This is a genomic window from Reinekea marinisedimentorum, assembly GCF_004341165.1.
GTDB classification, from domain to species: domain Bacteria; phylum Pseudomonadota; class Gammaproteobacteria; order Pseudomonadales; family Natronospirillaceae; genus Reinekea; species Reinekea marinisedimentorum.
Window position 1 is genome coordinate 38,695 of the sequence record NZ_SLZR01000002.1, and the last position, 20,330, is coordinate 59,024.

General features: G+C 46.1%; 15 protein-coding genes. 8 read left to right on the plus strand and 7 right to left on the minus strand.

What is annotated here, in order from left to right:
- Positions 1 to 13: 13 nt before the first annotated feature.
- Positions 14 to 772 (minus strand): FCD domain-containing protein, encoded by a 759-nt coding sequence (locus tag BCF53_RS02475; RefSeq protein WP_132699559.1) that lies wholly within the window; start codon positions 770 to 772, stop codon positions 14 to 16.
- Between the two features lie 321 nt (positions 773 to 1,093).
- Here BCF53_RS02475 and BCF53_RS02480 point away from each other — a divergent pair, with 321 nt between their 5' ends.
- Together BCF53_RS02480 and BCF53_RS02485 are read left to right on the plus strand one after the other, a co-directional pair.
- Entirely contained in the window at positions 1,094 to 2,578 is a 1,485-nt protein-coding gene (locus BCF53_RS02480; protein WP_207902630.1) for a mannitol dehydrogenase family protein, read from the plus strand.
- A 12-nt stretch (positions 2,579 to 2,590) separates the two neighbouring features.
- A complete protein-coding gene (locus tag BCF53_RS02485; RefSeq protein ID WP_132699563.1) occupies positions 2,591 to 3,676 on the plus strand; it encodes a class I mannose-6-phosphate isomerase in 1,086 nt (361 codons plus the stop codon).
- A gap of 133 nt (positions 3,677 to 3,809) precedes the next feature.
- Here the strand turns inward: BCF53_RS02485 and BCF53_RS02490 are convergent, their stop codons facing one another.
- Positions 3,810 to 5,753 carry a ferric reductase-like transmembrane domain-containing protein gene (locus BCF53_RS02490; RefSeq protein WP_132699565.1) on the minus strand — a complete coding sequence of 648 codons (1,944 nt, stop codon included), beginning with the start codon at positions 5,751 to 5,753 and terminating at the stop codon, positions 3,810 to 3,812.
- A gap of 489 nt (positions 5,754 to 6,242) precedes the next feature.
- Between BCF53_RS02490 and BCF53_RS02495 the strand changes: the two genes are divergently transcribed.
- Positions 6,243 to 8,033, plus strand: a complete 1,791-nt coding sequence (locus BCF53_RS02495; RefSeq protein WP_132699567.1) for a CBM96 family carbohydrate-binding protein — start codon at positions 6,243 to 6,245, stop codon at positions 8,031 to 8,033.
- An 86-nt stretch (positions 8,034 to 8,119) separates the two neighbouring features.
- Here BCF53_RS02495 and BCF53_RS02500 read toward each other — a convergent pair whose 3' ends face one another.
- Positions 8,120 to 9,919, minus strand: coding sequence for a carbohydrate-binding domain-containing protein (locus BCF53_RS02500; RefSeq protein ID WP_132699569.1), 1,800 nt, complete (start codon positions 9,917 to 9,919; stop codon positions 8,120 to 8,122).
- Between the two features lie 439 nt (positions 9,920 to 10,358).
- Between BCF53_RS02500 and BCF53_RS02505 the strand changes: the two genes are divergently transcribed.
- Positions 10,359 to 10,901 carry a DUF6436 domain-containing protein gene (locus tag BCF53_RS02505; protein ID WP_132699571.1) on the plus strand — a complete coding sequence of 181 codons (543 nt, stop codon included), beginning with the start codon at positions 10,359 to 10,361 and terminating at the stop codon, positions 10,899 to 10,901.
- 309 nt (positions 10,902 to 11,210) lie between these two features.
- On the opposite strand, the gene BCF53_RS02510 is transcribed toward BCF53_RS02505, so the two are convergent.
- The 3 genes from BCF53_RS02510 to gpmI form a co-directional block, all read right to left on the minus strand.
- The gene (locus tag BCF53_RS02510) at positions 11,211 to 13,823 is read right to left on the minus strand and encodes a polysaccharide deacetylase family protein (protein ID WP_132699573.1); all 2,613 of its coding nucleotides are present in this window, start codon (positions 13,821 to 13,823) and stop codon (positions 11,211 to 11,213) included.
- Between the two features lie 11 nt (positions 13,824 to 13,834).
- Complete coding sequence (locus BCF53_RS02515; protein WP_132699575.1) at positions 13,835 to 14,389, minus strand: 3D domain-containing protein; 555 nt, start codon at positions 14,387 to 14,389, stop codon at positions 13,835 to 13,837.
- Between the two features lie 130 nt (positions 14,390 to 14,519).
- Positions 14,520 to 16,064 (minus strand): 2,3-bisphosphoglycerate-independent phosphoglycerate mutase, encoded by a 1,545-nt coding sequence (gene gpmI / locus BCF53_RS02520; protein ID WP_132699577.1) that lies wholly within the window; start codon positions 16,062 to 16,064, stop codon positions 14,520 to 14,522.
- Between the two features lie 342 nt (positions 16,065 to 16,406).
- Between gpmI and BCF53_RS02525 the strand changes: the two genes are divergently transcribed.
- The 3 genes from BCF53_RS02525 (at position 16,407) to secB (ending at position 17,629) form a co-directional block, all read left to right on the plus strand.
- Positions 16,407 to 16,826: a rhodanese-like domain-containing protein gene (locus tag BCF53_RS02525; RefSeq protein WP_132699579.1), complete on the plus strand. Its 420-nt coding sequence runs from the start codon at positions 16,407 to 16,409 to the stop codon at positions 16,824 to 16,826.
- A gap of 14 nt (positions 16,827 to 16,840) precedes the next feature.
- A complete protein-coding gene (gene grxC / locus BCF53_RS02530) occupies positions 16,841 to 17,104 on the plus strand; it encodes a glutaredoxin 3 (protein ID WP_132699581.1) in 264 nt (87 codons plus the stop codon).
- Between the two features lie 81 nt (positions 17,105 to 17,185).
- Entirely contained in the window at positions 17,186 to 17,629 is a 444-nt protein-coding gene (gene secB / locus BCF53_RS02535) for a protein-export chaperone SecB (protein WP_132699583.1), read from the plus strand.
- Positions 17,630 to 17,720: 91 nt separating this feature from the next.
- Here secB and thiI read toward each other — a convergent pair whose 3' ends face one another.
- A complete protein-coding gene (gene thiI, locus BCF53_RS02540) occupies positions 17,721 to 19,184 on the minus strand; it encodes a tRNA uracil 4-sulfurtransferase ThiI (RefSeq protein WP_132699585.1) in 1,464 nt (487 codons plus the stop codon).
- Positions 19,185 to 19,380: 196 nt separating this feature from the next.
- On the opposite strand from thiI, the gene BCF53_RS02545 reads away from it, so the two are divergent.
- Positions 19,381 to 20,328 (plus strand): serine/threonine-protein kinase, encoded by a 948-nt coding sequence (locus BCF53_RS02545; RefSeq protein ID WP_165901784.1) that lies wholly within the window; start codon positions 19,381 to 19,383, stop codon positions 20,326 to 20,328.
- Positions 20,329 to 20,330 lie beyond the last annotated feature (2 nt).

Here is a 20,330-nt window from a genome sequence, read left to right on the forward strand (position 1 = left end):
ATGAATACCTCGATTAATTATTTTCTGAGAGAACGACAGGGTTGGATTTGAATAAATACCCGTCGAAGCTTGGGTCATCGATATCGGACAACTCAAATAGTTTGAACTTGACGTTTTCAAGGTGTTGCCACATCGCCCGCTTGGCAGCGACCGGGTCTTTTTTCTGCAACGCCAGCAGGATATCGGAGTGATCCTGCAGCCATAGTTCCTGATACTTAGTACTGCGGATACGGCTGTGCAGCTGTTCCCACATTGGGCTGTTTTCGCGCCGTTCCCAGGATTCCAGCAGCATATCGACCAGCACCGAGTTTTGCGTAGCCCGTGCGACACACAGGTGAAACTCTTTATCGCCGTACTGCTTGCCTTCTTTCTGGCTCAGCTCAGATATTTCCATATCCAGCGCTTCGCGCATGTTGGAGATATCTTTAGGGGTTGCCTGCAGAGCCGCAAATTCAGCGATATTGCTCTCCAACAGTTGACGGGCCTGCAGCAGTTCAAACGGACCCACGTCATCTTTAAGCGATTGCGAACCGGAGGTGGAAGATGGCAGGTCGATAATAAAGACACCCGAGCCTTTACGAACTTCAATCAGGTTTTCGAGCTCAAGCATAATCAATGCTTCACGCACAACGGTTCGGGTGACACCCAGCAGTTCAGCGATATCGCGTTCTGCCGGCAGTTTGTCACCCACCTTATAGTCTTTATCAACCAACATCCGGCGAAGCTCTAAACCAACTTTCTGATAGGGCCGCTTCGGTTCGAAATTACGCATAACTTATTAATGCCTGCCTTTTAAAACTTGTCTTATGTACTGAATATTACCAACCAGTAGTGTATACCCTAATTCAATTTGGTCAACCAATCATGCCGATTAGTTCATACAATTCTTGCAAAAATGGCAAGAACAAGATTACACCCGCGCTCTGAAAGGGCTTTTGCGAGAGACAGCCCCACCGTCGCCAAACTGGTTGACCAATTTGACTTAACTCGCCAAAAGCACCATCATCCCCACCAGATAATCACCAAGTTCAGGCCGGGCAGGCTTGTGATAAGCCGCTGCCACCGATTAATCCGTCAAAATGAAGGAACCCCTGTGAGCAAGAATATTTCTAATGAGCCACTCAAGGCCTCTGTTATTCAACCCGGATTTGACCGCTCCGGCTTAACAAGCCGCATCGTTCACCTGGGCTTTGGCGCATTCCACCGGGCTCATCAGGGCCTCTATACCAGCGAAATGCTGGCACTCACCGGCAGCGACTGGGGTATTTGTGAAATCAATCTGTTTGGTGGTGAAGAGCTGATCAAACAGCTGCGCCAGCAAGACCACCTCTACTCGGTGCTGGAAAAAGACGCCGCTAACCCGGTGGTAAAAATCAGTGGCGCCGTGACAGAATCTCTGCACCCCGAACTGGATGGCAAGCAGGCCGTTCTGGCGAAGATGGCCGACCCCGAGATCGAAATCGTATCACTGACCATTACAGAGAAAGGCTACTGTGCCGACCTGAGCACCGGACATCTGGACAGCAACAACGGCCTGATTAAAGCCGACCTGAGCCATCCATCCGAACCACAGTCAGCGATTGGTTATATTGTTGAAGCCTTGCGTATTCGCAAAGAAAACGGCGACAAGCCATTTACCGTGATGTCTTGCGACAACATTCAGGGCAACAGCCACGTCGCCCGCCAGGTTGTGCTGGATTACGCCGCCGAATTAAACAGTGACCTGCACGACTGGATTGAATCCGAGGTGACCTTCCCCTGCACCATGGTCGACAGAATCGTCCCCGCCATTACAGAAGAAAGCAGCGCCGCCCTGGCCGAACAGCTGGGCATTGCCGACCCGTGTGGCATCGTCTGCGAACCATTCCGCCAGTGGGTGATTGAAGATAACTTCGTCAGCGGCCGGCCCGACTGGGGTGTTGCCGGCGCCACCTTTGTTGAGGATGTAATCCCGTTTGAAAACATGAAGCTGCGCATGCTCAATGGCAGCCACTCGTTCCTTGCCTATCTGGGCTTTTTAGGTGGCTTTAAATACATCTACCAGACCATGGCAGACAAAGACTACCGCACCGCGGCACATAAGCTGATGACTGACGAACAGGCCACGACGTTATCGATGCCGGAAGGCACCGACTTAACCGCTTATGCCAACCTGCTGATCAATCGCTTTGCCAATACGGCAATCGCCCACGAAACCTATCAGATCGCCACCGATGGCAGTCAAAAACTGCCGCAGCGCATGTGCGAGTCACTGCGCTATCACTTTGCAAAAGGCAACAGCGTAACCTGGTTGACACTGGGTCTGGCCGGATGGATGGTTTATGTTGGCGAAAAGGATGAACGAGGCGGAAGCATTGAAGTACGGGACCCAATGCTCAGCGAAATACGCAGCCAACTGGCCGGCGCCAAAAGCCCAGAGCAAATCGTAAAGGCACTGCTCAGCATTGAGCAAATTTTCGGCACAGACATCAAACAAAACCAGGCATTTGTTGAGCAGCTGATACAGGCAGTTGCTAACGTAAAAGAACTGGGTGCCCGCGGCGCTGTTGCCGCTGCACTTGCCAAGCAAACCAACTAACGGATTCGCCAAATGAATTACAGCAACAAACTGATTAAGTTTTCTCCAAACCGCGTTTGGCGGACGTACACCGGCGGTAAAATTCTGGACCAGCTGGAGAACAAAGCCGAGCCGGCGGATACACACTTTCCGGAGGACTGGATTGGCTCCACTACGCGCGCCGTTAACCCAGACAGAGAGCACATCCACGAAGGCATCTCTGAAGCACTGATTGGTGATGAAAAAATCGCTTTCGATGAGCTTCTAAAAATCGACCCGGCGTATTTCCTGGGCGATGCGCACATTCACAAATTTGGCAATAACCCGATGCTGCTGGTTAAGTTCCTGGATTCATCAGTGCGCCTGCACTTTCAGGCCCACCCTTCGGCTGAATTTGCCCGCGAGCGATTGAACAGCAACCACGGCAAGGCGGAGGGCTACTACATTCTGCAGGTGCGTGAAGGCATTGAAAACCCTTACGTTTATGTTGGCTTCCAGCACCCGCCTGCGCGTGAAGATTTCAAAAAAATGATTGAAGATCAGGACATCGATGCCATTGAACGCTGCTTTGAAAAAGTACCGGTCAAAGAGGGGGACTGCCTGTTTATCCCCGGCGGCGCACCGCATGCCATCGGTGAAGGTATTTTAATGGTGGAAATCATGGAGCCTTCCGACTGGGCGGTACGCTTTGAGTTCACCAAGGCCGGCTACACCATGCCAGTCGAAGCCCGCTTCATGAAACGTGACCTCGACTTCTGCATGGATGTTTTTGATTTCACCGCCCTTTCCGTTGAGCAGGCGATTGCCAAGTTCCGGCACCAGCCAAAACGTGAGCGCGAATTTAACGAGCATTCGTTTCAGGATTCACTGATCGATGAAACCATCACCGATAAGTTCCGGGTAAAGCGCTCCACATTAAAAGGCAAGCTGGAAAAATCAGAAAGCGATTTCTACATTGGCATCGTTACCCGTGGCGAATGTACGGTCACCATCGATGGCGAACAGACTGAACTGAAGATGTTTGATCGCTTCTTCTGTCCTGCCGGCATTGAAAGCATTACAGTGGAATCTGCAGACGGTGTGGAAATACTGGAGTGCTTTCCACCTGCAGCAGTTTAATCAACGAGATCTTCCCTCTATAAGCCTGCAACTTACTGCAGGCTTTTCAACTATTGCATTAACGATAAACCTATTGCATTGACGAAAATCGGTTGTTCATTTTCGGCTCAAACGACACCTGGAAAAACGAATACTATTCAAATTTTTCTTCCCTGAAATATAAACCATACTTCAACGCTGTTTTCCTGACAGATTTCCCCAGTCGTTTTGGCCCACAAAAATATACATCCACTTTTTTGTTTGGGTATTTAGCAGCCAGTTCACTAAAGACCAAATCCCAGTTAGGTCGGCCAGCAGATGTTTGCGCCGGCAAACCCGTAATAGGGTCAAATCTAAAGGCCGACCAGAAAGCATCAAATGCCATTTGCATAACAATATTTGAGAATGACCGGGTTAAACTGGTCAAATGAATATGCAGATGAAAGCGATCCGACCCTAGTTGTTTGCTGGCTTGATTCAGTAAATCTATAAACCAGCTATAAGAATTTTGCGATCGGTTAAGCCAGTGAAAGTAAACCTGCTGGTTTACAGAAGTATTGTTCTTCTCGTTCAATAGCAGGCTTTGCAGCGTGGAAGCAAATGGCGTTACACCAATACCGCCAGCAATCAACACCACTACGTCAGAACGATATACACTGCTGGTTGGTGCACTATAGGGGCCGTCTAGTTGCGCATAAACAGACTCATGCGAATATCTCATCCTGTTAGACAAATTATGCAGCGCCCCAGTCCAATCACCGTTATATCTGATATGCAGATCGAGAACGAAAGACTCCGGTGCAGCACTAATAGTAAAGGGATGCCACTCGTCTTTAGCCACCGAAGGGATTCTAATTTTAAGGTAATCACCCGGGTAAAAGTTCTTGAAAGGATGCTCACAAAAGCGCACCAGCGTTACACCATCCGGTAGAGACTCCAGCTTTGAGACTTTTAATGTTCTTCTTTTCCTCCAGATACGAATCCCAATATCCACCAAGAACAGCAAACCCGTGGGCAGCAACCACAACCAAAATACAGGGCCATGAAGCAGGGTTAAAATAAAGAACAGAACGTATAGCTTGTGTACAGAAAGGAACCGCTCATAGTTTTTCGAACGAAGGTATCCGGTAACCGATATAAGCAGCAAAGAAGAAGTAATACCGACACCTGTAATCCCAATAGCTGAAGCACATAAAACCAAAGCGATGTTTTGCTGATTAAGAGTATAATTAGTAAAGTGAGCAGCAATATGTATGAACGAAAACCCAATAATATTAAATGCAATACCCTTGTGAATTTCAGTCAGGTTATCCAGAGGCAATACGAAAGAGAGCGCAGAATGCCTGAGCCGTCCTAAAAGTACCTTGCACATCGGCAGCAGTATTAAAGCACAATTGAAGTTCAGGCAAGCTCCTCCACCTCTGGCTAGCTGTACCGGCAATGTTGCTCCCTGTAATTCATAATGGGACATTGCATTAAAAAACAGAAACACATTGATAGCGGCGTAAAAAGAAAACCAGAGCACATCCTTTAGATAATTACGGAAAAAGTTCAGCTTGAAAAATACAGGTGACTTACTGCTGCTTCTTTGTCGGATATTTTTTCTACCCAGTAATTCATTTACAAACTGATCGAACTGAAAATCGAAGCCGGGAACTAATTCTATAAATTTTTTAAATTCTTTAAGATTTAGCCCTTTGTCATCATCAGACAACCCAGCAAGACTGAAAACACAATCTTTAATAGCCTTTTTCTGCTCTCCAGTCAGGTTTAAACTTTGATCCCTAATGCAAGCATCGAGTATTTGCCCAAGCTCATCCTTATTCACATAACCATCGCCATTGAGGTCGCATATTGCAATGATAAAACGAAGGCGATGCCTTTTATCGTTGTAGGATATTGTATTGGCAAACGTATCAAACTCATACCGGTCGATGTAGCCAGATTTATCCAGGTCAATCAGTTCAAATATCCTATTCACCAATAACTGATTGCTGGTATTTAGCGCTTTTTTCAGTTTGCTACGACATATAAGCTGATCTTTACCTGCAATTCTGTCAAACGCCTTGGGAGTCCGTCTAAATATACTAAGCCACATAGTGAATTTACCTGATAAAAGTGTGAACCCGGTCAATTATGAAACCTGAAAGGCTTTCTATCGCTTTTTACGGATAGCTATTGAAGGAATTATTGAAGCTCGATAATAGTAATGAGCAGAAAGGTAGTAAAACAAGAATGTTAACAGTGCACGTTTACAGCAGATTAAAATTAAAAAATGAGCATTGTCACACAGTTCTCTTTCGACGGAGTCATATCAAAACCATCCCAAGCTACGAGATACCGGAATATCCATGATGTTGTTATCGAACTATTCGGGTGAACGACTCATTATTTTTATCTACAACCTGCTCTGCTTATCACTTGATTTGTGAGCAAGCGCACTATACAGGGCGTAATTCATCTCTTGTGCACTCATTTATGATTTAGTTCGGTGAGTTCACAGTTGGCTCAACATGCTCATGATATTTTTCCTGAAGATTTGAAGACGTTATAAATCTGATCATATAACAACATACAGGATAAAAAGATGACTTTTCATTTGAAAGAAAAATTGGTGATCAGCACGGTAATTCTAGCCTCAACTGTTATCAACCATGCTTATGCTATAGGCTTGACGGAATTACCCGTCAATAAGGACAGCTACGTAAGTAGCTATGAAGCAGACAATAACTTCAGCGATGCCGAGACTCTACTGGTCAAAAAAAGCAGTTCAGGTTCGCGTGACAGAAAAGCCTACTACAGTTTTAACATTAGTGAATTAACTCGCTCATTACAATCGGCCTATTTCCAGGTAGGAATTGAATCCATGTTTTCCAGCTCAATCAGCGTTGAGTATACAGAGGAGAACTGGGGCGAGAGCTCTTTAGACTGGGACAGTCAGCTTTCAAACCTTACACAGCTAGCAGAAGTCCCCGCAGTTCAAAATAACTATTTGAAAGTAGATGTGACTTCAGCCATCAATGAACTGATCGAAAATGGAAGCGATAATTTCACACTAGTCTTCAGCGCTATAGAATCAACATCTTCTTCGTTAAAGCTATCTTCAGAAGAAAGCGATGAATCAGCTATGCAACCTATACTCTATTTTGATAGCAGTGAAGACAGCATACCTTTTGATTTCGGTATAGATTACGCGTGGACAGAACACGGAGAATTTTCCGGGCATACCCTTACTGATGTCAGTGGAAAATCTGCAAAGAAAACCTATGGTGGCTGGAACCGCTTAAACTATGGTGGAACAGGCTTTTACTATACCAAGCAACAGGGTGGCATCTGGCATTTGGTCGACCCTGAAGGCTATTCATTTTTATCTATCGGGCTGAACTCAGTTAAAGATTCAGACGCCCTCGATATCACATCGGCTCTGGTTGGTACTGGAATCAATACATTGGGTTCCTGGTCCGATGAAAACACGTTTGAGGGCCTCGCGTACACCCCTCGCTGGAACATGATGGCTCAGTTCAAAAACAGCAATGAAGAAACACAAGAATTATTTGAAGCTGACATCATCCCGGTTTTTTATCCCGGGTTTGAAGATTTTATTGACGAAATTGCTCAACAAATGACGGACTATGCAGGAGACCCTTTAGTACTCGGCCATTTTTCAGACAACGAACTAAATTTCCACAAATCACAATTGATCGCCAGCCTCGCTTTAAGCTCAGACAATCCGATGTATCAGGCAGCCGACGAGTGGATGAAGAGTAACTACGGAACTTCTTACGATTCTGATGATATCAGCGATGAAGATGAAGAAAAGTACCAGGGCTACGTTGCGGAAACTTATTACCGTATTGTAAGCGAAGCAATAAAAACCTACGACCCTAACCACCTTTATCTCGGTAGCCGCCTACACTCCAGCGCTAAGAGTAACCCTTATATTATCGAAGCTGCTGCAAAGTATGTCGACGTTATCAGTATAAACTACTATGGCCAGTGGCAACCCAATGAAGACCACCTTGCTATTTGGGAGTCAGTAGATAAGCCTTTCCTTATAACTGAATTTTATACCAAGGCAATCGACTCCGGCATGGAAAACGAGGATGGCGCAGGATGGCTGGTAGAAACTCAAAATGACCGCTCTCTATTCTTTGAAAACTTCGCCATACAACTTTTAGAAAGTAAAAATTGTGTTGGTTTCCACTGGTTCAAATTCATCGATGACGACGGTTCAAACAAGGGCTTGTACAATTCAGACTATGAAGTGTACGAAGAATTACAAACGTCATTTGAAGAAGTCACTCAAAATATCTATAGATTACGTAGTTACCTGACCTCCGGAACACTCGACTTTAATGGTCTTGCAGTTAAGCCTTAAACTCTTAAAAACGTAACAAACCTTATTAAACAGGTCGCCTGCAGATAGTTATCTGCAGGCTTTTTTAGCAATGGCTATGAACAACCTTAACGTCTATTAAACATGGAAGAGTCTAAATCGGAAGAGTAATCACCACTTTCACTGACTGTAGTGGTTACAGAACTCACAGTAATATCCATACTCTCTGAGTCACCTACCTGAAGGTTATAACTACTCCCTACGGTCATATCCGGGTGAGCGATTAATAGATGGTCGAAATCATTAATTGCCCATAGCGACATGATTTCAGTACCACTGCTGGTTGAAAGCGTAACCGTAGTGCCTGAGTCATAGTCTGAAGAGCCTGTAAAGCTGATAGATGGTTGCGAGCTATAGCTTGCCGGATCACTCGCCATTTGTGAGTTTCCGAACGCAAAAATAGTCCCATAATTCAGCATGAAGCTGTTATCAATATCGAAACAACTGTTACCTTCATTAGAAGTTGGGCCGTTTGCGATAATGGTACCGCCATTCACCGTGGCTGTACCATTAGAGTCGACACTGTCACCGTTCGACTCTATAAGCAGAAAGCCGCCATTTATTACTAAGGTATTGTCGTCATAGTCAGATGCGGCATTGAGACCATCATCGCTTGAATTAATATCTATGTAACCGGAATTGATCGTAAGATAACGAGCCTCCAGACCTTCAACTGTGTTTATGTCTTCAAACGTTCCGCCGTTGATGGTCAGGTATTCACTGGCTTTAATGCCATCCCCCAGAGAGGAGTCAAGTGTGAAGGTACCATCGTAGATGGTTGCATCAAGGTTTGCATCAATTGCATGATCCGTTGTTGAAAATAGAAACTCACCCCCGCCAACAAGTATATCCGTTTCAGACTTTAGCCCCTTACCTTCCGAGGTCAGACTAAGTTCTGCATCATATATGGCTATGATATTTTCGGCACTTATTCCATCATCGCCAGAGTCGATCTCTACAGTACCAGATTCAATAACAACGAAACCTTTGTCATCGTCTTCATTACTGGATTTCAGTGCATCTCCGTCAGCATAAATAGTAATGACAGCATCTTTAACAGCGACCGAATCCTTACCAACAACACCATCATCCACAGAAGCCACATAAAGATTTAAGCCCAATAGCTTAAGATCATCTTTGGTTTTCAATCCATTATTATAATTAGCAGTGATAGTCAGACTTCCGCTGCCATTCAAAAGCAAATCACAATCGGAATACAGTGCAGCATCATAATCTTCGTCATCGGTTTCTCGTGTAGCGGAGTCTTCCAGGTAATTAACACTGTCTTCGACAAGTGAAATTTCTACATCATCAGCCGATACAACAACTATGGCCGGACCATCATCGGAAATTATCGAAGCATCCTGCAATACCAGTCGGACATCTTCATCTTCGCCCACTTCAATACGAATTGTTGAATTAATATTTCCAGTGAGTAAGTAGGTGCCAGCTTCAGTAATGGAATAGGAGTCACTGCTACTATTTAATTCAACATAGGAATCTTCAAGATAATCAGTATAGACATCACCACTGAAGTCAATGACTTCTCCATTCACCTCAGTAATCGCCGTGTCTAAATAGGCTGATATTTCAATATCACTGTAATAAGGTGATGTATCCTGTGTTGCCAAAAAGGATTCAAGGTCTGAATCACTATACCCTTCACTTTCTTCGCTATCAGAGGACGTTGAATCGCTCTCGTCACTGGTAATCACTGAACTGTAAAAAACAGTCTGAAAGCTATCTTGCTGGCCTGGGGCGGCCACTGAATCATTACTGGCAATCAACGCAGAGGCAAACATGATCGCCGTAGTCAGGTGTAACTTATTGGTATTCATTAATCCATTTCCTTTATTTGAAATATTCATTCCCTGTTTTTGCTAATTAGGCGAGAGCAGAAAACGCTCGCAACAAAAAATACACAGAGTAAATCTATGCTATATGTCCTTCCGTAAAATCTCTGATGAGCAATACCTGATTAGCGCTTCAAATTTGAGTTAAAGGAGAATTATCAGTGCAGGACTGTGGCAAAACCTCAAAATTTAAACGACCATCTAAAATATTCATAATCAGAAAGTCAGAGGTATAGGAATAAAATTTAGGCGATAGATCGGCTGGTTTTAGCTTTCAATATGGAATCAATAGCAGGAGTGCAGACTTAGGAAAATCTCTTGTACGCATATATCTAACGAAGTGTTTAACCTCTAATTAAGACTGTTGTTTTATTGATTTTTTGACGCTGTTTGCAGATTAAGTGGTTCTGAGTAAGTACAGTTAATTCAGAGCAATTCTTTTGATCAGTAAAATATGGCTGCAGCTTCTAGCTATAGAATAGGACTTTTGTTAGCGGCTTTATTTATCGCACTATCCGCTGGTGCTTCCTATTGGTTCACGCAAAATCATGTAGATTGGCTCATTAAAGAAGTTCCCGATTCGATTTTGTACCAAAAGCAGTGGCAAACGCAGATAGACCAGATGACCTCAATAACGCATCCAGCCGTTTTTCATTGGCTACCAACGAACTGCTTCTGCCGATACTTTTCTTTAAATCATGCTAAACAAATTAGCGATACAGCAAAATCAAATGGTTATTCCGTCTTCCAGTTAAATACAAAGACTAACGGACTAGGCAAGACAGTAACACTACCAGATTCCTTCACAACACCACTATCACCCATTATTGTTATTACGAGGCCCGATGGCTCAATTGTATATGTTGGAGCATACAGTGATGGTGTTCAGTGTAATACGGGAACCAGTATGGTCTACCGGTTTTTAGAAGACCCTAAAAGTCTTCCTGCACGCACGCTGGTGGGTTTGAATGTAAAAACCTGCCGGTGCGTTGATTAGTATTTCAGACAAATACGTCAACTCAACGACTCTAGTGGTTTATGCGCCACTAGTGGGCTATGCGTAAAGTTCGGTCACTAAGGAGCAGAGTAGTGCAGTGAAGATCAAGGCGAAAAAACGCAGTAATAGTGGCGCTATTTCAAGGTTTTTCAACGATGATCATCGCTGAACTGCGAAGCGAACAGTTACCTAACTTTGCGCATGGCCCACTAGAGTCGCGGCGTTGTTAAGAACCTCTACACCGGCATTCACAGAGCCACACTAACCAGTGAAAATAAGATAAAGGTTACCTGCCTGGATAGCCATAAATTACGATTCAGAACTTAAAAACTGATCGATACGCTCTTTCACAGGACTCTCAGGATACAGTTCCAGGTAGTATTCATAGTAGGGTTTTGCTTCATCAGGGCGATTTAACTCTACCAGTGTATCGGCAATATTAAGATAAACAGGGGTACGTTCAGCATCGAGCTCAATAGTTTTTTCTAACCAATTGAGCGCTTCAGAAAACTGCCCGTCACGATAGAGTACAAAGCCGTAGTCATTTACGATACCCGGATTGGATGGGTTGTACGTCATGGCGATATGCAAGAGCTCCAATGATTGCTGATACTCTTTGTTTCTGTACTTTGCAAGTCCCTGAGCATGGTACTGATTCGCCTTCTCTATTCGCTCGCTAAGAGACAAACCTCTAATTTCATTATCCAGCTCATTCTGAATTTCCCTTGCAATTTTAGTGTCGCTTAACTCATTAAGCTTTTGCTTCAAAACCGCATTTTCTTTTTGTAGTTCCAATATTGCGGCCTTTAATTTTTCTTCGTCAGTTAATGCAGCGTCGGATAGATGAACCGGTGCTAATTCGAATAAGAATTCCCCCCCTTCACTACCTACCAAATTGCCAAACGCTGGCGTTTGATTTGAGTTTTCTGCGACCAAGGGTGAAACAAAGGCCCCCAGCTCTGATGCGGTAATTATATTGTTTTCATCAAGGTCTGCTTCACCAGACAAACCCTTTAAAAGCGACCAGGTAAAGACTGAGTGCCCGCCTGGCCCTCCATCCGCTACCTCTTGGTCAGCACCTCCGGCAGTCAATATCTGCCGGGCTTGCCTTGATGAAATTTCCTCAAGATATTTGGACCTTACTTGCTGACCGCCGCTACGAGTTAAGGCTATCCCGCTATAACAGGAATCCATAACAAAATAGACATGTTTGGCCGGTATCATGTCCGAGAAATCTTGCAGGTGAGTCATTGATATAGACTTGCTGTGGAACTTATCGAGCTCTGCATCAAAAGGAATGATGTAGCCAAGGTTTCGACCGGAAGGGAGAACTCGAGTCATACCATGACCGGCATAGAAAACGAACACTCGATCATTAGGTTTAACCTTGTTTGGATCAGACAAAATATTAGCCAGATGCTCAGTTATATTCTCCCGATTCGCGTCTTCATCATAGAGAGTGAAGATATGGTTATCTTCAAACCCATATTGCTGCCTCAAGATATCTTCGACGCCTTTAGCGTCATTAACTGCGTAACTAAGTTGCGGCCAGTATCGATATTTATTAATACCTATAACCAGCGCCCAACTATTACCGTACAGCTCACTTTTAACAGCCACTGAAGGTTTAACGCTATCTGGTTTTTGTTCCGGCTCACTACCAAAAGGCGTACCATCAATAGTAACAACCTTATAACCTTCTTTTTTCAGCTCTGCTAATAAGGTTGGCAAGGCCTGGACCGTCTGCTTGTGAATATCATGGAACAGCAGAATGCCTTTTTTCTTTGATTCCAGCTCTGTCATTACTCTCGAAACTATAGAATCTGGAATTGGATCAGCCCAGTCTTTAGAGTCAATATTCCACATAATCGCACGCATGCCTAGCTCGCCAGATACTTTAAGAAGCGCATCGTTCTTTGATCCGTAGGGTGGACGGAACAACTCGGTATCAACTCCGCTGACGGCTTTTAAAGCCTGACTGGTCTTTAGTAATTCGCTCTTTTGCTCATCTGCTTCAAGCTTAGTGAGCAAAGCATGAGAAAAACTATGATTGGCGAGCTGGTGCCCTTCCCTAAGTGCCCGCTGCAACTGTTCTGATTTCTTACTCAGTTTAACCTGATCGCCATTAACTTCTCCGACGTTTTGCCCAACTGCAAAGAAGTAGCCTTTTACACCATACTCTTTAAGTGTATCTAGAATGGCACCTGTATTGCGGTAATGAGGGCCGTCGTCAAAGGTAAGGACAACCGTTTTTTCAGGTATTCCATAGCCCCAGACCAAATTAGAATTCTTGTTATCTTCAGCCCCTCTAACCGCAGGCTCGTTTAAAACCGCACCATTCTCATTAAACTGCTCATAGATTCGGTTCCGATCATACTGTTGATTAAGGAAATCAATATAATCCTGCCACGGCTCCAATTGCAGCCCTCGGGTTCCGATAGCGCTATAGATTTCACTAAGATCCTCTTTATAGGTATCCTGAATAACCAACATCTGCTGCTCCAATTGACGCAGCTGACGCACTTCAATTTGGCTTAGGTAAGGCGTTTCAGAATGTTCAATTAAAAGGTTATCAACCAAGTCAATAAAAGCCAGAGCATCCGCCGCACGAAATTCATCACTATATATGTAGGCGAAAAGTTCATTCAGATGGCGGGCTCGTTCACTCGCGGGCAATTTCAACAACTGAGCCTCAAGATGCTCAAGCCGGTGCCTTTTTTCATAGTAGAAATTTCGCGCGATAAATGTATCTCTCTGACGAGCAACTTCATTGGTGCTCTCACCAGACATCAGAAAGATCATTTTTTGATGGTAACTCACGATGTCACGATAGTTAAAAGGTTGAAATAGCTGAGCAGAAGCCGAGCTCACTATGATGACAAAGCTAAGTAACAGCCCTTCAAATTGTTTTCTTATATTCATGAAATATCCGTTTAATGAGAGATACAGACAGTTTGCTGACCGGTAAAAGCCAGTGTTTTTTGCTTTGCAGGTAAACCTTCGCCAGCATAAATATCGATATGCTGGTTCCTAATCATTTGTCCAACATCGGCAGCTATGAATTCATTACCTTTTAGGAAATGATGATTGGAGGGAATGGTCACCTGAGAACCCAATGCTACCTGTTTTGGATCTGCAGATACCGTACCAATCGTTAACGCTTGCCCTTTGGCATCAAGCGGCTGAACTGCCCGATGCCACTCGTTAGAATAGTAGCCAAGGTACCAACCAAATCTTGTTTTACCCCAGCCTTCCATTTTGACATCACGAAGAAAAGAACTGGGAAAGTCGGTTTTTATGCTTAAGTCAATAATGATGGATGTACGCTCGCCCTGGTAATCAGACTCTAAGGGAGTGTAGTACCCGGTAATATACCAGCCGTCACTACAGCTAGTTTGAACATTGGCACAAGACTGCAAGGCTATCAGGCAAAGCATTAGCCTGGGAATATAGAGGAAGGAAGTTTTTATTGGCGCCACTGATTTCATGGTTAGTTTTTCTTATTTGGGTGCGCATACATATCGCTGGGTAGCTTATTAAATTGATGCGCTATGACGACCGACCTAAAAAAGCCCGCATAGTTAATTCCATGCGGGCTTTCTACAAACCTAAAGCCTGTTACTTAATCAGGTTTTTACCCGTCATTTCAGCCGGAACATCAACACCCATAATGGTCAGCAGTGTTGGTGCCAGGTCGCACAATGCGCCCTCTTCCAGAGTAACACCTTCGATGTTCTTGGAAACATAAACCAGCGGTACCGGGAAGGTAGTATGGCTGGTGACTGCGCCGCCCGTTTCAGGGTCAATCATCAGTTCAGCATTGCCGTGGTCAGCCGTGATCAGTACATCTGCACCGGTTTCCAGCGCAGCATTGGTTACTTTTTCCAGTGCTACATCGATGGCTTCAACCGCTTTGATCGCAGCTTCCATATCACCCGTGTGGCCCACCATGTCGCAGTTAGCGTAGTTACAGATGATCAGGTCGAATTCTTCAGACTGGATCGCTGCAACCAGCTTTTCAGTCACTTCAGGCGCACTCATCTCTGGCTGCATGTCATAGGTTGCAACCTTAGGAGAAGGCACCAGAATACGGGTTTCGCCTTCAAACTCGGCTTCGCGGCCACCGCTCATGAAGAAGGTTACGTGGGCATATTTTTCAGTTTCCGCAATGCGCAGCTGCTTGCCACCAAAGTTTTGCACAACTTCACCAATGGTATTGACCAGATCTTCCGGTGGGTAGGCAACATCGCATGGGATATCTGCAGCGTATTCAGTCAGGGAAACAAAGGCGCTCAACTCGGGCATCACGGTGCGGTCCAGATCAGATTCCAGATCTTTCTGTACCAGAGCACGGGTCAGTTCACGCGCACGGTCCGGACGGAAGTTCATAAACACAACCGCGTCGCCATCCTGAATGGTAACCGGTGAGGTGTTTTCAGCACGAATGGAAGACGCCGGGCAGAACTCATCGTCTTTGTCCTGATCGTAAGCGGCATGCAGTGCATCCATTGGCGTAGCTGCAACGATGTCAGCACTGCCTTTGGTAAGCAGGTCGTATGCAATCTGAACACGCTCCCAACGGTTGTCACGGTCCATGGCGTAATAACGGCCAACCATTGACACAATACCGCCAACACCCAGTTTTTGGAGCTTCTCTTCCAGCTTCTCGATAGTAGCCAGTGCGCTGCGTGGTGGCGTATCACGGCCATCCAGGAAGGCGTGAACGTATACTTTATCAGCACCGCGCTTCACGGCCAGATCAACCATGCCATGCAGGTGATCATCATGAGAGTGAACACCACCCGGGCTCAACAGGCCCAAAATGTGAACAGCTTTACCTTTGGAAACAGCAGAATCCACTGCATTGACCAGAGCTTTATTCTCGAAGAAGTCACCATCAGCAATGGCCTTGGTCACGCGGGTCAGAGATTGATAAACAGTACGACCGGCGCCAATATTCATATGGCCAACTTCTGAGTTACCCATCTGGCCATCCGGCAAGCCTACTGCCATACCAGAAGTTTTGATCAGGGCATGCGGGTAATTTTCCCACAAACCGTTCCAAACCGGATTGTCCGCTTTTTCAATGGCATTAGACTGTGATGTTTCACTGTAACCAAAGCCATCCAGAATAAGCAAAATTGCCGATTTACCCTTTGCCATATGTATTGCCTCTATAAAATTGTAAGAAAACTACGAATATCGCTAGTTTACTGATTAAAACTCAAACTTCGAGTCGAATTTTCCGAATAAACTCTTCGCATTTATTAAATGCAGCTTCTATTGACCTGTCTCCGACTGAAGACTGCGGCCGGTTCAGTTTTGATGAAAAGTGTTTCAACTTATACCCAAGACAGTGTTCAGTCCTATTGCAAAAGGGCTTCATTTTGTAATTTTCTGTCAAGCAGCATGCGCACAGAGCATGCCACAGAACAACTACCTTAACGCAGCCAGTGGTGTATACTGCCGCCTCATTTTTCATGTAAAACCTATAGAGAACCACCCATGCTAGAGCAACTCCTTGAATTCGTCGTAAACCATTGGGTATTAAGCTTAATCTGGGCTGTACTTTTGATCCTGCTGATTAAAACGGAAGGAGCCCGCGGTGGTGCGGCTGTCAGCAATGCTCAGGCAACCGCCCTGATCAACAATGAAAACGCTAAAGTACTGGATATTCGCAGCCGGGACGATTTCCTGGCCGGCCACTTGCCAAACGCGATCAATATTCCATCAAAAGATTTGCAAATACGCCTGTCTGAACTGAATGCCTACAAAGATGAGAACCTCATCATTGTGTGCAAATCCGGCACAACGGCTGGCGCTATCGGTACGATCCTCAATAAACAGGGCTTCACCAAGCTGCATAAGCTGCGTGGCGGCATCCTGGAATGGAAAGGCAACAATCTGCCACTGGTTAAAGGTTAAAGACGGAGCGCACAATGGGGTCAAAACCACAGATCAAAATATACTCATCAGACTGGTGCCCATACTGCATTCGGGCAAAACAACTGCTGGATAGCAAAGGGTTTGAGTACGAAGAGTTGATTGTCGATGGCAATGCCCAGCTGCGCGCACAAATGATGCAGGAAAGTGGACGCCGTACCGTGCCGCAGATATGGATCAACCAGCAGCATATTGGCGGCTGTGATGATTTATTTGCGCTGGAGCGTTCAAACCTATTAGACGGTCTTTTGAACCAGTAGCCGAAACTTTTCCTGATTGACTGGCAAAATAGCGCCGGCTTTTAGAAACTCACACCCAACTTATTACAACTTGGAGCTCCAATGACAGAACAACAACCTCAATTTGGCATTCAACGCATCTATGTAAAAGACCTTTCTTTTGAAAGCCCGAATGCGCCTGCCATTTACCGAAAAGAGTGGAAGCCTAAAATCAAGCTGGACCTGAACACCAAGGCTAACCCGCTGGATAAAGACGTATATGAAGTTGTATTGACGTTGACTGTATCTGCCAAACTGGAAGATGAAACAGCATTCCTGTGCGAAATTCAACAGGCGGGCATCTTCTCTATTGCCGGCTTCCCTGAAGACACCCGCAGCCAGATGCTGGGTGCATACTGCCCGAACATCCTGTTCCCGTATGCCCGTGAAGCGATTGATACTGCCGTTGTTAAAGGCAGTTTCCCTGCCCTGATGCTGGCTCCGGTAAACTTCGAAGCGCTATATGCTCAAAACAAGCAGGCTGCCGAGAACGCCACCAAGAACTGATCGTTACCGATCCCGGCTCGCCCCACTGCACCGGCAGGTTGCGAGCCCGATAGCGCATGCGCAGAGCTCGCATGCGCCACCCGCTAAACACCTAGTCCGCCTTGCGGTAAACCCCAACATTCTTGAAGCCCGCATCGGACAAATGCAGTGCATGCATCTTGCTCATCACACCCTTATCACAAAACAGCAGATACTCGCGGCTTTGATCCAGTGCTTTGAACTGTCGGTTCAAGCTGTAAAACGGCAGCTGGATAATCTCGTGATCACCCGCATCCAGCGGAGCCTGCTCAATCTCATTGGGGTGGCGCACATCAATAACCACCGCACTCTCCGGCTTTAACCTTTCATTCAGCGCCTGTTCCATTTCTTCGGTCGGCTGCCAATCCATCTCATCGATGGACTCTGCCTTGGCACTCGCCAGCGCTGCATCCAGCACTTCCAGATTAAAAGCAGACTCCGCGGCCAACAGATCATTGCGCTTACAGGCGGCATTGGGCTTTCGTGATATCACGCCGCAGTACTCCGGAATACGCTCTACAAAGCTTGCGGTCCCTATTTCGCGGCACTGATCCACAATTGTCTGTTTATCGGATACCGCCAGAGGCCGGATAACCAGGCGGTCGGCAACCTCATCAATCAGCCGCAGGTTCATCATGGTCTGACTGGACACCTGTGACAGCGCCTCGCCGGTGACATACGAGTCGACCTTCAGCTTTTGCGCAACGGCATTCGCCGCACGCATCATCATGCGCTTCAATACGACACCCATGTAGCGGTCTTCAACCTGCTCAAGAATCTCTTCGACCACACCCTCAAACGGCACAGACACGAATTTCACCCGGTGCGAACTGCCGTACTTTTTCCACAGGTAATAAATAACCTCTTTCACACCATTCTCGTGGGCTGCACCGCCCAAATTAAAGAACAGGTAGTGCGTACGGATACCGCGGCGAATCATCTGATAAGAGGCAACCGTTGAATCAAACCCGCCACTGACCAGTGAGACTGTGGAATCGGCACCACCGATAGGAAAACCGCCCAAGCCTTTACGGCGGCGGTCAATCACCATCAGCCTGTCATCGCGGATTTCCAGCCGAATCAGTACGTCTGGGTTATGCAGATCAACCGCCCTGGCCTGGCTTTGCTGCCGGATGCCTCCGCCAACATAACGCTCAACATCGGTGGATTTGAAATCATGCTTACCGGTGCGCTTTACCCGAACCACAAAGGTTTTCCCGGCCAGCGCGTCGCCCCAAACGGTCAGCGTGTTCTTGATAATGTCATCAAAGCTTCCCAGCTCGAACTCCCGTACACGGTTCACATAAGCAATGCCCGGAATGCAGGTGAGTGCATCGTAGACATCGTCATTGAGCGTCTCGGTCGCCGAACCTTTTGTATAAACCTCAATTGCATCCCAGCCGTTTTTCACGCGCACATCCGAGCTGATGCGCAGCAGAACATTTCGGATATTGGTACTGAGCTGTTTGGTCAGCAGCTTGCGAACCGGGCGCGTTTTAATGGTGATTTCAGGGAAGAGTTTGACAACAAATTTCATAGCGGGATCGACATAAATTAATAAAGCGGCGGAGTATAACATTCTCTTACTGCGATGGTGATTGCCAGCTTTGAATATGTTGCATAGTATTTAAAGGACTTCGACTGTTTTAAGGCGGCTTGCTGCGTCTTCAGGCATCCGACATGATCGCCACTTTGAAATGTTCGCACTTATTAAAACAGAGGTACCGGAAACTATGCTCGAGTTTCAACAGCAGGCTGGCGCTGAAACCCCACTATACATAGAAGATACCGATATTCCATTGCCGGAAACTCTCAACCCTCGAACGCGCTATGCTTATTTCAGCACCATTGCCAAGGGTGGAAAATCGCTGATTAAATCCTGCAGGGACCTGCATCTGCGACGCACCGTCTGCTATAAAACTTTAAGACCGGAGTTTGTCGGCAACAAGATCGAGTCGACCCGGTTACTGCGCGAAGCGCGAATTTCAGCCATGCTGCAACACCCCAATACCATACCCACCTATGAAGTGGGCCGGGATAATCGCGGCAATTACTACTTCACTATGAAACTGGTGCACGGCTACACCCTGCGCGAGGTCTTAAATTACCGGGAGCGTTACGACCTAGGCCAACTGATGGATGTGATCATCCATGTCGGTAATGCCCTGGCTTATGCACATTCTCGCGGTGTCATCCACCGAGATATAAAACCGGAAAACATCCTAATCGGCGCTTATGGCGAAACCCTGTTGCTGGACTGGGGCTTAGCGAAAGTCTGGCACAAAGAAAAGGATCAACCCGACAACGAAGCCGACATAGAGGAAGTGGATGCCGACCCAGGCATGACCGGCGAAGGTAAGCTTCAGGGAACCGTGATGTATATGTCGCCGGAGCAAATCAGACGAGACCCATCAATTGATTCCAGGTCCGATGTTTATAGCCTGGGCGCTATCCTTTACGAGACACTGACCGGCGTTACACCGTTTCAGGGCGAGGTTGTCCAGACGCTTTTAAACCAGGTGGAAAATGATGTTCCTAAAAGCCCTCAATCTGTATCGAAAACCAAGGTTCCTTCGGTTTTGGCTGATTTGACCATGCAGTGTCTGCACAAAGAACCAGGGAAACGCCCCGAGTCTGCCGCCGAAATTGTTCGCACCCTCAAAGGTGACTGGAAACGCTAAAG

What these genes read in the sequence shown, in the direction of transcription:
- BCF53_RS02475 (WP_132699559.1), bottom strand. Translation starts at nt 772, where the DNA reads ATGCGTAATTTCGAACCGAAGCGGCCCTATCAGAAAGTTGGTTTAGAG.
- BCF53_RS02485 (WP_132699563.1), top strand. Translation starts at nt 2,591, where the DNA reads ATGAATTACAGCAACAAACTGATTAAGTTTTCTCCAAACCGCGTTTGG.
- BCF53_RS02490 (WP_132699565.1), bottom strand. Translation starts at nt 5,753, where the DNA reads ATGTGGCTTAGTATATTTAGACGGACTCCCAAGGCGTTTGACAGAATT.
- BCF53_RS02495 (WP_132699567.1), top strand. Translation starts at nt 6,243, where the DNA reads ATGACTTTTCATTTGAAAGAAAAATTGGTGATCAGCACGGTAATTCTA.
- BCF53_RS02500 (WP_132699569.1), bottom strand. Translation starts at nt 9,919, where the DNA reads ATGAATATTTCAAATAAAGGAAATGGATTAATGAATACCAATAAGTTA.
- BCF53_RS02505 (WP_132699571.1), top strand. Translation starts at nt 10,359, where the DNA reads ATGGCTGCAGCTTCTAGCTATAGAATAGGACTTTTGTTAGCGGCTTTA.
- BCF53_RS02510 (WP_132699573.1), bottom strand. Translation starts at nt 13,823, where the DNA reads ATGAATATAAGAAAACAATTTGAAGGGCTGTTACTTAGCTTTGTCATC.
- BCF53_RS02515 (WP_132699575.1), bottom strand. Translation starts at nt 14,389, where the DNA reads ATGAAATCAGTGGCGCCAATAAAAACTTCCTTCCTCTATATTCCCAGG.
- gpmI (WP_132699577.1), bottom strand. Translation starts at nt 16,064, where the DNA reads ATGGCAAAGGGTAAATCGGCAATTTTGCTTATTCTGGATGGCTTTGGT.
- BCF53_RS02525 (WP_132699579.1), top strand. Translation starts at nt 16,407, where the DNA reads ATGCTAGAGCAACTCCTTGAATTCGTCGTAAACCATTGGGTATTAAGC.
- grxC (WP_132699581.1), top strand. Translation starts at nt 16,841, where the DNA reads ATGGGGTCAAAACCACAGATCAAAATATACTCATCAGACTGGTGCCCA.
- secB (WP_132699583.1), top strand. Translation starts at nt 17,186, where the DNA reads ATGACAGAACAACAACCTCAATTTGGCATTCAACGCATCTATGTAAAA.
- thiI (WP_132699585.1), bottom strand. Translation starts at nt 19,184, where the DNA reads ATGAAATTTGTTGTCAAACTCTTCCCTGAAATCACCATTAAAACGCGC.
- BCF53_RS02545 (WP_165901784.1), top strand. Translation starts at nt 19,381, where the DNA reads ATGCTCGAGTTTCAACAGCAGGCTGGCGCTGAAACCCCACTATACATA.